9 protein-coding genes and 1 riboswitch are annotated in these 13,142 nt (G+C 73.2%); all 9 genes read left to right on the top strand.

Translation table 11 applies throughout. From position 1 onward, the window contains the following. The first annotated feature begins 271 nt into the window (after positions 1 to 271). The 9 genes from FDO69_RS11185 (at position 272) to cobI (ending at position 13,138) form a co-directional block, all read left to right on the top strand. A complete protein-coding gene (locus FDO69_RS11185) occupies positions 272 to 1,534 on the top strand; it encodes an inorganic phosphate transporter (RefSeq protein WP_104779607.1) in 1,263 nt (420 codons plus the stop codon). Between the two features lie 32 nt (positions 1,535 to 1,566). Beyond that, positions 1,567 to 1,788, top strand: coding sequence for a hypothetical protein (locus FDO69_RS11180; protein WP_059422310.1), 222 nt, complete (start codon positions 1,567 to 1,569; stop codon positions 1,786 to 1,788). 119 nt (positions 1,789 to 1,907) lie between these two features. Further along, positions 1,908 to 2,065, top strand: a riboswitch (cobalamin riboswitch). A 100-nt stretch (positions 2,066 to 2,165) separates the two neighbouring features. After that, the gene (locus tag FDO69_RS11175; protein ID WP_104779606.1) at positions 2,166 to 3,173 is read left to right on the top strand and encodes a cobalamin biosynthesis protein; all 1,008 of its coding nucleotides are present in this window, start codon (positions 2,166 to 2,168) and stop codon (positions 3,171 to 3,173) included. Between the two features lies 1 nt (position 3,174). Next, complete coding sequence (locus FDO69_RS11170) at positions 3,175 to 4,683, top strand: cobyric acid synthase (protein WP_104779605.1); 1,509 nt, start codon at positions 3,175 to 3,177, stop codon at positions 4,681 to 4,683. Next, positions 4,680 to 8,336, top strand: coding sequence for a cobaltochelatase subunit CobN (gene cobN, locus FDO69_RS11165; RefSeq protein WP_104779604.1), 3,657 nt, complete (start codon positions 4,680 to 4,682; stop codon positions 8,334 to 8,336). The genes FDO69_RS11170 and cobN overlap by 4 nt, the downstream gene beginning before the upstream one ends. Then, positions 8,333 to 10,333, top strand: coding sequence for a putative cobaltochelatase (locus FDO69_RS11160; protein ID WP_104779603.1), 2,001 nt, complete (start codon positions 8,333 to 8,335; stop codon positions 10,331 to 10,333). The genes cobN and FDO69_RS11160 overlap by 4 nt, the downstream gene beginning before the upstream one ends. Beyond that, positions 10,333 to 10,932 carry a cob(I)yrinic acid a,c-diamide adenosyltransferase gene (cobO, locus tag FDO69_RS11155; protein WP_104779602.1) on the top strand — a complete coding sequence of 200 codons (600 nt, stop codon included), beginning with the start codon at positions 10,333 to 10,335 and terminating at the stop codon, positions 10,930 to 10,932. Before FDO69_RS11160 ends, cobO begins: the two co-directional genes overlap by 1 nt. Further along, on the top strand, positions 10,929 to 12,392 hold the full coding sequence (locus FDO69_RS11150) for a cobyrinic acid a,c-diamide synthase CobB (RefSeq protein ID WP_167526568.1): 1,464 nt from the start codon (positions 10,929 to 10,931) through the stop codon (positions 12,390 to 12,392). The genes cobO and FDO69_RS11150 overlap by 4 nt, the downstream gene beginning before the upstream one ends. After that, a complete protein-coding gene (gene cobI / locus FDO69_RS11145; RefSeq protein ID WP_104779678.1) occupies positions 12,389 to 13,138 on the top strand; it encodes a precorrin-2 C(20)-methyltransferase in 750 nt (249 codons plus the stop codon). The genes FDO69_RS11150 and cobI overlap by 4 nt, the downstream gene beginning before the upstream one ends. Positions 13,139 to 13,142: the final 4 nt, after the last annotated feature.

Genomic DNA, 13,142 nt, shown 5'->3' with positions numbered 1-13,142 from the left:
GGCGGCGCTTCGAAGCGCCGCAGAAGCGGGGGCACTTCGTACACAACGGCGGCGGCACCCCGCCGGGTGACCGGAACCCCCTCGACGGGTCACTCGACCGGCTGAAGCGGTGCGCCCCCGGCGGCCGGGCGCCGGGGCACCGGGACGCCGTACCCGGGCGGAATACCGACCCCCCGTTGCGGTCACCCCTGCGCCCCTCCCAGTTCATCTTCCGTTCACCCAGGTTCCCTACGTTCATCGAGCCAACAACCTCGAACGATTGCCTGGGTAAATGGAAAGCTTCTCGCTGATCCTCGCGATTGTGGTGGTAACCGCACTCGCGTTCGATTTCACGAACGGTTTCCACGACACCGCGAACGCGATGGCCACAACCATTTCCACGGGCGCCATGAGGCCCAAGGTTGCGGTGGCCATGTCCGCGGTCCTCAACCTGGTCGGCGCCTTCCTGTCCGTCGAAGTCGCCAACACGATCTCCAAAGGCCTCGTCGACGAGGCCGGCATCCGTCCCGAGGTCATCTTCGCCGCCCTGGTCGGCGCGATCCTCTGGAACCTGCTGACCTGGCTGGTCGGTCTGCCCTCCAGCTCCTCCCACGCCCTCATGGGCGGTCTGATCGGCGCCACGATCGCCTCGGCGGGCGTCGGCGCGGTGCACGGGGACGTGCTGGTCACCAAGGTGCTGCTCCCGGCGATCGCCGCCCCGCTGGTCGCGGGCATCGCGGCGATGCTCGCCACGCGGCTGACCTACTCCCTCGGCAGCAAGGCCGACGGCAAGGCGTCCAAGAAGGGCTACCGGGCCGGCCAGATCGCCTCCGCGGGCCTGGTCTCCCTGGCCCACGGCACCAACGACGCGCAGAAGACCATGGGTGTCATCACCCTCGCCCTGGTCGCCGGCGGTGCCGTCGCGCCCGACTCCGACCCGCCCATGTGGGTCATCCTCTCGGCGGGTCTCGCCATCGCGCTCGGCACCTACCTGGGCGGCTGGCGCATCATCCGCACCATGGGCAAGGGACTGACCGACCTCCAGCCGCAGCAGGGCTTCGCCGCCCAGACCTCCGCGGCCACGGTCATCCTGGCCTCCTCGCACCTCGGTTTCTCCCTCTCCACGACGCACTCCGTGTCCGGTTCGGTGATGGGTGCCGGGCTCGGCCGCAAGGGCGGCGTGGTCCGCTGGTCCACCGCGACACGGATGTTCGTCGCCTGGGGTCTGACGCTGCCGGCGGCGGCCCTGGTGGGCGCTCTCGCCGAGTACGTCACCGGCTTCGGCAGCTGGGGCACCGCCGTGGTGGCAATCTTCCTCGTCGCCTCCAGCGCGGCGATCTGGAAGCTCTCGCGGCGTGAGGTCGTCGACCACACCAACGTCTGCGACACCGAGGACCCCGCGGAGGCGGAGCCGGCCGGAGTGGTGACCACGGCGATGGCCGCGGTCACGCCGCCCCCGGCGGGTGGCACGGCCACGGCGTCGGAGGGCCCGGTCCCCTCATTCCCGTCGCAGGCCACCGCCGAGCGAACGCCGACCACGCCCACCGCGGTCTGACCCGCCACCGGTTACAAGGAAGAGTCTCCGATATGAAGATCGACTGGGCGGCCCTCGGCTCCGTCTTCGGCGTCAGCCTCGTGGTCACCGTGGCCCTCGTCGGCCTGTTCACCCTCGGCATCACCGGCCTGTCGCGCCGCGAACGGGCGGTGGCGCAGGGCGGGTCCGCGGGACTCGCGGTCACCGGCGCGTACGCGTGCTTCGCGGCGTGTGCGGCGGCCGTGGGGTACGGGATCTATCTGATCGTGGCCTGAGGGCCCGATCGACCGTACGTCGTGTCCACCGGGCGGCACGGGACTTCGCTCCCGTGCCGCCCGGTCGTCGTGTGGGGGCAGGGACGATGTGGGGTTGTCCACACTCTCCCCGCGCAGGTCAACGGCAAGTTGACGGCGGTTCCCGGCCATGGTGGACTGCCGGGGCCAGTACGGCGGCAGGAGAGGAAGCCGGTGCGAGTCCGGCGCGGTCCCGCCACTGTCACCGGGGTAGCAATCCCCGGGAGCCAGGAACTCTCACCGCCGGTCTCGTCGAACCAGGGCGTGGACACCCTGAGTGAGGACACATATCGCCATGCGCGGCTGCCGATCGAGGTTCAACACCCCACCCCTGCCCGCCCTCCTGGCCGGCTGAGCCCATGGGTGCCGGTCGCGTCTTCGCGTACGGCGCCGCCGCCGGTCTGATCGGTGACCTGCTGCTCGGTGATCCTCGCCGGGGGCATCCGGTCGCCGCGTTCGGACGGGCCGCGGGTGCCGTGGAACAGGTGCTGTGGCGGGACCACCGCGGGTGGGGCGCGCTGCACACCGCCGTGTGCGCCGGAGGAGCCGTCGCCGTGGGGTGCCTCGCCGCGCGTGCCGTGCGGACGTCCCCCGTCGCGTCCGTCGCGCTGACCGGAGCCGCCACCTGGGCCGTCGTCGGGGGGACTTCACTCGCCCGGGAGGCACGGACCATCGGCCGTGCGCTGGAGGCCGGGGACGTCGAGGCGGCCCGGGCCCGGCTGCCGCATCTGTGCGGCCGGGATCCGCAGGCCCTCGACGCCGACGGCATGGCCCGGGCCGTGGTCGAGTCCGTCGCCGAGAACACCTCCGACGCGGTGGTGGGGGCGCTGGTGTGGGGGGCCGTCGGAGGAGTGCCGGGGCTGCTCGGGTTCCGGGCCGTCAACACCCTGGACGCCATGGTCGGGCACAAGTCGGCCCGCTACCGCCGCTACGGGTGGGCCTCCGCGCGGCTGGACGACCTCGCCGGGTGGCCGGGAGCGCGGCTGACCGCCGTGCTCGCCACCCTGGCCGGGCCGGACCCGCGGGGAGCCGTGCGGGCCTGGCGGGCCGATGCGGCCAAGCATCCGAGCCCCAACGCCGGGCCCGTGGAGGCCTCGTTCGCGGGGGCGCTGGGGGTGCGGCTCGGCGGGACGCTCTCCTACGGCGGGCGGGTGGAGCACCGGCCCGTGCTGAACACGCAGGGGCGGGCCGTCGGCACGCGGGACGTCGAACGGGCCGTGCGGCTGTCGAAGCGCGTCACCTGGCTCGCGCTCGGGGTGTGCGCGGGCGCGCGGTTGCTGACGAGTGCGCGGTTGTCCAGGAGCGTCCGGTCGCTCGGGAGTGCGCCGTCGCTCAAGGGCGCGCAGTCGCTGAAGAGGGGGAAATGACATGAGCGGTGGGCTTCTCGTCGCCGGGACGACCAGCGATGCCGGCAAGAGCGTCGTGACCGCCGGGATCTGCCGGTGGCTGGTGCGCCAAGGCGTCAAGGTCGCGCCCTTCAAGGCGCAGAACATGTCCCTGAACTCCTTCGTGACCACGGCAGGGGCCGAGATCGGGCGGGCGCAGGCCATGCAGGCGCAGGCCTGCCGGGTCGAGCCGACCGCGCTGATGAATCCGGTGCTGCTCAAGCCCGGTGGCGAGCAGAGCAGTCAGGTCGTGCTACTGGGCAAGCCGGTCGGGGAGATGAGTGCGCGCGGCTACCACGGTGGTCGGCAACAGCGGCTGCTCGGGACGGTGCTGGACTGCCTGGAGCAGTTGCGGGGCACGTATGACGCGGTGATCTGTGAGGGGGCCGGCTCTCCCGCCGAGATCAATCTGCGGCGGACGGACATCGTGAACATGGGGATCGCCCGGAACGCCGGGCTGCCCGTGCTCGTCGTCGGCGACATCGACCGGGGCGGGGTGTTCGCCTCGTTCTTCGGGACGGTGGCGCTGCTGTCGCCGGAGGACCAGCGTTGCGTCGCCGGGTTCCTCGTCAACAAGTTCCGCGGGGACGTCTCCCTGCTGGAACCGGGCCTGGACATGCTGCACGGGCTGACGGGACGGCGTACCTACGGCGTGCTGCCGTTCCGGCACGGGCTCGGCATCGACGAGGAGGACGGGCTGCGGGTATCGATGCGCGGAGCCGTCCGGGAGTCCGTCGTCGCCCCGCCCGTCGGCGAGGACGTGCTGCGCGTCGCGGTCTGCGCCGTGCCGCTGATGTCCAACTTCACCGACGTGGACGCCCTGGCCGCCGAACCGGGCGTCGTGGTGCGGTTCGTGGACCGGCCGGAGGAACTGTCCGACGCCGACCTCGTCATCGTGCCCGGCACCCGGGGCACGGTCCGGGCGCTGGAGTGGCTGCGGGAACGCGGGCTGGCCGAGGCCCTGGTCCGCAGGGCCGCCGAGCAGCGGCCCGTCCTCGGCATCTGCGGCGGTTTCCAGATCCTCGGCGCGCACATCGAGGACGACGTCGAGAGCCGCCGAGGACACGTCGACGGGCTCGGGATCCTGCCCGTGCGGGTGCGGTTCGCCCGCGAGAAGACCCTCACCCGGCCGTCCGGAAAGGCCCTCGGGGAGCACGTCGAGGGCTACGAGATCCACCACGGTGTCGCCGACGTCACGGGAGGGACTCCCTTCCTGGACGGCTGCCGGGTCGGCCAGACCTGGGGCACGCATTGGCACGGCTCGCTGGAGTCGGACGGCTTCCGGCGGGCCTTCCTGCGCGAGGTGGCCGCCGCCGCGGGCCGCCGCTTCGTGCCCGCGCCGGACACCTCGTTCGCCGCGCTGCGCGAGGAGCAGCTCGACCGGCTCGGCGACCTGATCGAACAGCACGCGGACACCGACGCGCTGTGGCGGCTCATCGAGTCCGGCGCGCCGCAAGGACTGCCCTTCATTCCACCGGGAGCACCCGCATGAGCACAGTGTTGTTGTTGTCGACCGCCGACACGGACCTGCTGGCGGCCCGGGCCGCCTCCGGTGCCGACTACCGGATCGGCAACCCGACCCGCGTGGACGTCCGGGAGGAGCTTCCGGCCCTGCTGGACGGAGCCGGTATCGCCGTCGTCCGGCTGCTCGGCGGCAAGCGGGCCTGGGAGGACGGTCTCGCCGCGCTGAAGGCCTCCGGCATCCCGACCGTGCTGCTGGGCGGCGAGGCCGTACCGGACGCGGAGTTGATGGCCGAGTCGTCCGTGCCGGCCGGTGTCGTGGCCGAGGCGCTGAAGTACCTCGTGGAGGGCGGGCCGGACAACCTCACCGAACTCGCCCGGTTCCTCTCCGACACCGTGCTGCTGACGGGTGAGGGGTTCGTCGAGCCGCGGAAGATGCCCGAGTACGGCGTCCACGGCGAGCGTGCCCGGGTGGAGGGCCGTCCGACCGTCGGCGTGCTCTTCTATCGGGCTCATGAGCTGAGCGGCAACACCGCCTTCGTGGACACCCTGTGCGACGCGATCGAGGCGCGGGGCGCCAACGCGCTGCCCGTGTACTGCGGTTCGCTGCGCGGGGCGGACGAGGGGCTGTACGAGATCCTCGGGCAGGCGGACACCCTGGTCGCCACCGTCCTCGCCGCGGGCGGTACCCACGCCTCGCAGGCCTCGGCGGGCGGTGACGAGGAGGCCTGGGACATCGGCGCTCTCGCCGAGCTGGACATCCCCGTGCTGCAGGGCCTGTGCCTGACGTCCTCGCGGCAGGCCTGGGCGGACTCGGACGCCGCCCTGTCCCCCATGGACGCCGCGATGCAGGTGGCCATCCCGGAGTTCGACGGACGGCTCATCACCGTGCCGTTCTCCTTCAAGGAGCAGGGCCCGGACGACGTGCCGGTGTACGTCGCCGACCCGGAGCGTGCGGGGCGTGTCGCCGGCATCGCCGTACGGCACGCGCGGCTGCGGCACAAGGAGAACGCCGAGAAGAAGCTGGCGCTGGTCTTCACCGCGTACCCGACCAAGCACTCGCGGGTCGGCAACGCGGTCGGGCTCGACACCCCCGCCTCGGCGGTGCGGGTGCTGGACGCGCTGCGGGACGCCGGGTACGTCGTCGAGGGGCATCCGGACGAGGGTGACGAGCTGATCCACCGGCTCATCAACGCCGGCGGGCACGACGTGGAGTGGCTGACGGAGGAGCAGCTGGCCGCCGCGCCCGCGCGGGTGCCACTGGCCGACTACCGGGCCTGGTTCGACAAGCTCGACCCGGAGCTGAAGGACGCCATGACCGAGGCGTGGGGCGAGCCGCCGGGCGGCCTCTACGTCGACGGCGACGACATCGTGCTGGCGTCGCTCCAGTTCGGGAACGTCGTGGTGATGATCCAGCCGCCGCGCGGTTTCGGCGAGAACCCGATCGCGATCTACCACGACCCGGACATGCCGCCGTCCCACCACTACATGGCGGCCTACCGCTGGCTGGAGAACAGCTTCGGCGCCGACGCCATCGTGCACATGGGCAAGCACGGCACCATGGAGTGGCTGCCGGGCAAGGGCCTCGGGCTCAGCGGGGGCTGCGCCCCGGACGCGGTCCTCGGCGACCTGCCGCTGATCTACCCGTTCATCGTCAACGACCCGGGCGAGGGCACCCAGGCCAAGCGGCGCGGCCACGCCACGGTCGTCGACCACCTCGTGCCGCCGATGGCCCGTGCCGACACCTACGGCGACCTGGCCAAGCTGGAGCAGCTCCTCGACGAGTACGCGCTCGTCTCCGACCTGGATCCGACGAAGGCCCCGACCGTGCGCGCCCAGATCTGGACGCTGGTCAAGGCCGCCGAGCTCCACCACGACCTGCACGTCGACGAGCAGCCGGACGACGCGGCGTTCGACGAGTTCGTCATGCACATCGACGGCTATCTGTGCGAGATCAAGGACGTGCAGATCCGCGACGGACTGCACATCCTGGGCGGCGGTCCGGTCGGTGAGCCGCGCGTCAACCTGGTGCTCGCCGTGCTGCGCGCCTCGCAGGTGTGGGGCGGGCAGGCCAACGCGCTGCCGGGGCTGCGGGCGTCGCTGGCTCAGCACTTCGGGCTGGTGGAGAAGGAGCTGCTCGCCGAGCCGGGCGCCCCGGTGAAGGTGCCCGTCGAGCTGACGGACCTGGTGGACGGACCGGCCCGCAGCGCCGCCGACGCGATCGACCTGCTGGAGCAGCTGTGCCGGCGGATCGCGGAGGGCATGGAGGAGCGCGGCTGGGCGGTCGCCGAGAGCGCGCCGCTGGTCCGGGAGGTCCTCGGCACCGAACTGCCCGAGGCCGTCGCCGTGCTGGAGTTCGCCTGCACGGAGGTCGTGCCCCGGCTGGAGAAGACCACCGACGAGATCGGGCACATCCTGCGGGCGCTGCGGGGCGGTTACGTCCCGGCGGGCCCCTCCGGTTCGCCGACCCGCGGGCTCGTCAACGTCCTGCCGACGGGCCGGAACTTCTACTCCGTCGACCCCAAGGCCATTCCGTCCCGGCTGAGCTGGGAGGTCGGGCAGTCGCTCGCGGACTCGCTGGTGCAGCGGTACCTCCAGGACACCGGGGAGTACCCGACGTCCGTCGGCCTGACGGTGTGGGGCACCTCGGCGATGCGCACCCAGGGCGACGACATCGCCGAGATCCTTGCGCTGCTGGGCTGCCGGCCGGTGTGGGACGACGCCTCGCGGCGCGTGACCGGGTTCGAGGTGGTCCCGCCGGCGGAGCTCGGCCGGCCGCGCATCGACGTGACGGTCCGCATCTCGGGCTTCTTCCGGGACGCCTTCCCGCACGTCGTGGGCCTGATCGACGACGCCGTCCGCACGGTGGCCGAGCTGGACGAGCCCGCGGAGTCCAACTTCGTCCGGGCCCACGCCGACCAGGACACCGCCGAGCACGGCGACCGCCGCCGGGCCACGGCCCGCATCTTCGGCTCCAAGCCGGGCGCGTACGGGGCCGGTCTGCTGCCACTGATCGACGCCCGCAACTGGCGCTCCGACGCGGACCTCGCCGAGGTGTACGCGGTATGGGGCGGCTACGCCTACGGGCGGGGACTCGACGGGCGGGCCGCGCGCGGGGACATGGAGACGGCGTTCAAGCGGATCGCCGTCGCCGCGAAGAACGTCGACACCCGTGAGCACGACCTGGTCGACGCCGACGACTACTTCCAGTACCACGGCGGCATGGTCGCCATGGTGCGGCACCTGACGGGCGCGAGCCCCGAGGCGTACGTCGGCGACTCGGCCACCCCGGACCAGGTGAAGACCCGCACGCTCGGCGAGGAGACGCACCGCGTCTTCCGCGCCCGGGTGGTCAACCCGCGCTGGATGGCGGCCATGCGGCGGCACGGCTACAAGGGCGCCTTCGAGATGGCGGCGACCGTGGACTACCTGTTCGGGTACGACGCCACGGCCGGGGTCGTGGACGACTGGATGTACGAGAAGCTCAGCGCGGAGTACGTCTTCGACCCGGAGAACCGGGACTTCATGAAGAAGTCCAACCCCTGGGCGCTGCGCGGCATCACCGAACGGCTGCTGGAGGCCGCAGAGCGCGGACTGTGGGCCGAACCGGACGCGGAGACGCTTGAGCGGCTGCGCGCCACCTATCTGGAACTCGAAGGCGACCTGGAGGGCGACGAGAAGTGACCACCCCCTTTCCGTTCACGGCCGTCGTCGGCCAGGACGACCTGCGGCTCGCGCTGCTGCTGAACGCCGTGTCCCCGGCGGTCGGCGGTGTGCTGGTGCGCGGCGAGAAGGGCACGGCCAAGTCGACGGCCGTGCGGGCGCTGTCGGCGCTCATGCCCACGCTGGACGTCGTCTCCGGCTGCCGCTTCTCCTGCGACCCCGGCTCCCCCGACCCCGGCTGCCCGGACGGGCCGCACGAGCCGGGGGCGTTCGAGACCCGGGCCGCGCGCATGGTCGAACTGCCCGTCGGCGCCTCCGAGGACCGGCTGGTCGGCGCACTGGACATCGAGCGGGCCCTGTCGGAGGGCGTGAAGGCCTTCGAGCCGGGCCTGCTGGCCGACGCGCACCGCGGGATCCTCTACGTCGACGAGGTCAACCTCCTCCACGACCACCTGGTCGACCTGCTGCTGGACGCGGCCGCGATGGGCGCCTCGTACGTCGAGCGCGAGGGCGTCTCGGTGCGGCACGCCGCCCGTTTCCTGCTCGTCGGCACCATGAACCCCGAGGAGGGCGAGCTGCGGCCGCAGCTGCTCGACCGGTTCGGTCTGACCGTGGAGGTCGCGGCCTCGCGGGAGCCGGACCAGCGGGTGGAGGTCGTCAGGCGGCGCCTGGCCTACGACGACGACCCGACCGGGTTCGCCGCGCGCTGGGCAGAGGAGGAGGCCGCCGTCCGGGCCCGGATCGTCGCCGCGCGGGAGCTGCTGCCGTCCGTGCGGCTGGGCGACGGGGCGCTGCGGCAGATCGCGGCGACCTGTGCGGCGTTCGAGGTCGACGGCATGCGCGCCGACATCGTGATGGCGCGGACCGCCACCGCGCTGGCCGCCTGGGCCGGGCGCACGGACGTGCTCGCCGAGGACGTCCGCCAGGCGGCGCTGCTCGCGCTGCCGCACCGGCGGCGGCGCAACCCCTTCGACGCGCCGGGGCTCGACGAGGACAAGCTCGACGAGACCCTGGAGGAGTTCGGCGGCTCGGACGACGACGACCCGGATCCGGACCCCGGCCCGGACGGGCCCGGCGGGGGCGGCGGCGGACAGCCGGAACCCGACGACGCGCCCCAGGGCGGCGACGACGCCGCGGCCCGGCCCGAGGCCGGCGAGGACGGGCAGCCGCAGCCCTCGGGCGCCGGCGAGCAGTCGGCCGCACGGGCGTCGGAGCCGTTCCGCACCAAGGTGCTGAGCGTGCCCGGCATCGGCGAGGGGGCCGCCGGGCGGCGGTCCCGGGCGCGGACCGAGCACGGGCGGACGACCGGGGCCCGGCGGCCCCGGGGCGCACTCACCAAGCTGCACCTGGCGGCGACCGTGCAGGCCGCGGCCCCGCACCAGCGGGCACGCGGACGGTCCGGGCCGGGCCTGGTCGTGCGCCGGGACGACCTGCGGCAGGCCACCCGCGAGGGGCGCGAGGGCAACCTCGTGCTGTTCGTCGTCGACGCCTCCGGGTCGATGGCGGCACGGCAGCGGATGAGCGCCGTGAAGGGCGCCGTGCTGTCGCTGCTGCTGGACGCCTACCAGCGGCGCGACAAGGTGGGCCTGGTGACCTTCCGCGGCACGGCCGCGGACGTCGCGCTGCCGCCGACCTCGTCCGTGGACGCGGCGGCGGCCCGGCTGGAGACGCTGCCGACGGGCGGGCGTACGCCGCTCGCCGCGGGGCTGTTGCGCGCGCACGACGTGCTGCGCGTGGAGCGGCTGCGCGATCCCGCGCGGCGGCCGCTGGTCGTGCTGGTGACGGACGGGCGGGCCACGGGTGGCCCGGAGCCGGTCGCCCTGGCCGGGCGGGCGGCGCGGCTGTTCGCTGCCGACGGGGTGGCCTCGGTCGTCGTGGACTGCGAGTCGGGGCCGGTGCGGCTGGGGCTCGCCGGTCAGCTCGCCGGTGAACTGGGTGGCACGGCAGTGACATTGGACGAGCTTCGGGCGGACAGCATCGCCGGGCTCGTGAAGGACGTGCAGAGGAGGGCCGCGTAATGCCGCAGGGACAGCCGAGTGTGGTGCCGGACGACGGGCTGACGACACGCCAGCGCCGGAACCGGCCGCTGGTCGTGGTGCACACGGGCGTCGGCAAGGGCAAGTCCACCGCCGCCTTCGGGCTCGCGCTGCGGGCCTGGAACCAGGGGTGGCCGATCGGGGTGTTCCAGTTCGTCAAGTCGGCGAAGTGGAAGGTCGGCGAGGAGAACGCGCTGCGGGTGCTCGGCGCCTCCGGTGAGGGCGGGTCCGTCGACTGGCACAAGATGGGCGAGGGCTGGTCGTGGGTGCAGCGCGATCAGCAGATGGACAACGAGGAGAAGGCCCGGGAGGGCTGGGAGCAGGTCAAGCGGGACCTGGCGGCCGAGACGTACAAGCTGTACGTGCTCGATGAGTTCGCCTACCCGATGCACTGGGGCTGGGTCGACACGGACGAGGTGATCTCCGTGCTGCGGGACCGGCCCGGGACCCAGCACGTCGTCGTCACCGGTCGGAACGCGCCGGAGAAGCTCGTGGACTTCGCCGACCTCGTGACCGACATGTCCAAGGTCAAGCACCCCATGGACGTGGGGCAGAAGGGCCAGAGGGGCATCGAGTGGTGAGTGCTTCCGTCCCACGGCTGGTCATCGCCGCGCCCTCCTCGGGCAGCGGCAAGACCACCGTCGCCACGGGGTTGATGGCCGCGTTCGCCGCGCGGGGGCTCGCCGTGTCCCCGCACAAGGTCGGGCCGGACTACATCGACCCCGGGTACCACGCGCTCGCGACCGGGCGGGTGGGACGGAACCTCGACGCGTACCTGTGCGGGCCCGAGCTGGTCGGGCCGCTGTTCCTGCACGGGGCGCGAGGGTGTGACATCGCCGTCGTCGAGGGCGTGATGGGGCTGTACGACGGGGCCGCGGGCGAGGGTGAGCTCGCCTCCACGGCGCATGTCGCCAAGCTGCTGCGGGCGCCGGTGGTGCTGGTCGTGGACGCGTCGTCGCAGTCCCGGTCGGTGGCGGCGCTGGTGCACGGGTTCGTCTCCTGGGACCCGGAGGTGCGGGTCGGGGGCGTGATCCTGAACAAGGTCGCCTCGGACCGGCACGAGGAGCTGTTGCGGGAGGCGTTGGAGCAGGCCGGGGTGCCGGTGCTGGGGGTGTTGCGGCGGGTGCCGCAGGTGGACACGCCGTCACGGCATCTGGGGCTGGTGCCGGTCGCCGAGCGGCGCGCTGCCGCGGTGGAGGCCGTGGCGGCGATGGGGGCGCAGGTCTCCGACGGTTGTGATCTGGACGCGTTGGCCGGGCTGGCACGCAGTGCGGGTGCGTTGCCAGGGCCGGCCTGGGATGCGGCCGAGGCCGTTTCCTCGCCCCCGCCGCCCCTGCCCTTCCCGTCCTCCAGGGGCTCCGCCCCTTCGACCCCACCGGAGGGCTCCGCCCCCCGGACCCCCGGTCGGCCTGAACGGCCTCGTCCTCGAACGCCGGACAGGCTGGTTGTCGCTGTTGCCGGCGGGGAGGCCTTCACCTTCTCCTACGCCGAACACACCGAACTCCTCGCCGCCGCCGGTGCCGAGGTCGTCACCTTCGATCCGCTGCGGGACGAGGAACTGCCCGAGGGGACCGCCGGGCTGGTGATCGGGGGCGGGTTCCCCGAGGTGTACGCCGCCGAGCTGTCCGCCAACGAACCCCTGCGCAAGGCCGTTGCCGAACTCGCGGCGAGCGGCGCTCCCGTCGCCGCCGAGTGCGCGGGGCTGCTGTATCTGTCCCGGGAGCTGGACGGGCTGCCGATGTGCGGGGTGCTGGATGCCCGGGCGCGGATGACCGAGCGGCTCACGCTGGGCTACCGGGACGCCGTGGCCGTGGGCGACAGTGTGCTCGCGGCGGCCGGGACGCGGATGCGGGGGCACGAGTTCCACCGGACCGTCGTGGAGCCCGGCTCGGGGGCGGAGCCCGCCTGGGGGATCCGAGGGCCCCGGCCGCGGGTCGAAGGTTTTGTACAGCGCGGTGTGCACGCGAGCTATCTGCACACGCACTGGGCGTCCGAGCCCGGTGTCGCCCGTCGGTTCGTGGAGAGGTGCCGGACGTCATGAGCAGCAGGCTGGTCGGAGTCGGGGTCGGGCCCGGGGATCCGGAACTGGTGACCGTCAAGGGCGTCAACGCCCTGCGGGAGGCCGAGGTCGTGGTGGTGCCCGTGATGGCCGCGCCCGACGGAAAGGACGGCGGGGAGCGCGGGCGGGCCGAGGCGACCGTGTTGCACTACGTGCCCGAGGAGAAGGTCGTCCGGGTCGTGTTCGCGCTGAACGAGCGCAGCGACCGGGAGCGGCGCGAGGCAGCCTGGGACGCGGCCGGCGAGCGGGTCGCCGAGTTGCTGCGGCGGCACCCGTCGGTGGCCTTCGCGACCATCGGCGACCCCAACGTCTACTCGACGTTCACCTACCTCGCGCAGACCGTCGCCGAGCTCGTGCCGGGGACCGTCGTCGAGACGGTGCCCGGCATCACCGCCATGCAGGACCTCGCCGCCCGGTCGGGTGCCGTACTGACCGAGGGGACCGAGCCGCTCACGCTCGTGCCCGTCACCGCCGGATCGGCCGTGCTGAAGGACGCGTTGGCCGGGCCCGGGACCGTGGTCGCCTACAAGTTCGGGCGGCAGGCGCACGAGGTCGCCGAGGCGCTGCGCGAGACCGGGCGGCTCGGCGACGCCGTCTGGGGGTCGGCGCTCGGCCTGCCGGAGGAGTCCGTACGCCGGGCCGCCGAGCTCGACGACACGCCCCTGCCCTATCTGTCGACGCTCATCGCACCCGCCCGGCGTGACGGCGGACGCGGCGGAAAGCTCTGACGCG

The sequence above is a fragment of the Streptomyces tibetensis genome, from assembly GCF_007655005.1.
GTDB lineage: Bacteria > Actinomycetota > Actinomycetes > Streptomycetales > Streptomycetaceae > Streptomyces > Streptomyces tibetensis.
The sequence above is the reverse complement of the archived record's forward strand: the minus strand, read 5'-3'. Positions and strand labels throughout refer to the sequence as shown.

Coding starts and splice junctions, on each gene's coding strand:
- FDO69_RS11185 (WP_104779607.1), top strand. CDS start 272: ATGGAAAGCTTCTCGCTGATCCTCGCGATTGTGGTGGTAACCGCACTC.
- FDO69_RS11180 (WP_059422310.1), top strand. CDS start 1,567: ATGAAGATCGACTGGGCGGCCCTCGGCTCCGTCTTCGGCGTCAGCCTC.
- FDO69_RS11175 (WP_104779606.1), top strand. CDS start 2,166: ATGGGTGCCGGTCGCGTCTTCGCGTACGGCGCCGCCGCCGGTCTGATC.
- FDO69_RS11170 (WP_104779605.1), top strand. CDS start 3,175: ATGAGCGGTGGGCTTCTCGTCGCCGGGACGACCAGCGATGCCGGCAAG.
- cobN (WP_104779604.1), top strand. CDS start 4,680: ATGAGCACAGTGTTGTTGTTGTCGACCGCCGACACGGACCTGCTGGCG.
- cobO (WP_104779602.1), top strand. CDS start 10,333: ATGCCGCAGGGACAGCCGAGTGTGGTGCCGGACGACGGGCTGACGACA.
- cobI (WP_104779678.1), top strand. CDS start 12,389: ATGAGCAGCAGGCTGGTCGGAGTCGGGGTCGGGCCCGGGGATCCGGAA.